Genomic DNA, 527 nt, shown 5'->3' with positions numbered 1-527 from the left:
GCGTTATACGTTTATGAGATTACTTTTTGTTTCTATTGTCGCTCTGACTTTACTAAATAGTTGTGCCAATAGTAGCGGCAAATCAAAGGCCAATGGATTTGATGATGCTCATCTGGCAATTAGATTTGGTGCTTTAATTCATAACTTTTATTTGGTTACAGGTAGATGGCCTGACTTAAATTCAGAATTTACGACCGATACTAATATGGCTCAGCTAACAGACGATTTTGTTTTTTTAAAGTATGATGAACAAGATAACCTTTTTTTGGTTGAGGCACAGTTTTCCGAGGGTACTCGTATTTGGCAGATGGAGTTTTCGTCAATCGAAGGTTCGAGAACCGTTAAATCTAATATGGAGTCGAAAGAGAGTTCTGTTGCTGAGGTGCCACCATCTTTTTCAAATATATTTATTAAATCATCTATCTGTGTTTTATTTGGGATATCACCGAATGACTGCAACGTATAACAAACCAATAATTCCGACCTCAACTCGCTGCGCTCTTTTCGTCGGCATATTGGGGCGTTAT

At 37.6% G+C, this 527-nt stretch carries 1 protein-coding gene; it reads left to right on the top strand.

Features of this window, described 5'->3' with window-relative positions:
- Positions 1-466: hypothetical protein (locus EOK74_RS20905; RefSeq protein ID WP_166638820.1), on the top strand; the 466-nt coding region annotated here is incomplete at its 5' end.
- Between the last annotated feature and the right edge of the window lie 61 nt (positions 467-527).

Source organism: Paraglaciecola marina (assembly GCF_004360155.1).
Taxonomy (GTDB): domain Bacteria; phylum Pseudomonadota; class Gammaproteobacteria; order Enterobacterales; family Alteromonadaceae; genus Paraglaciecola; species Paraglaciecola marina.
This window is presented reverse-complemented; position numbering and strand designations above follow the sequence as displayed.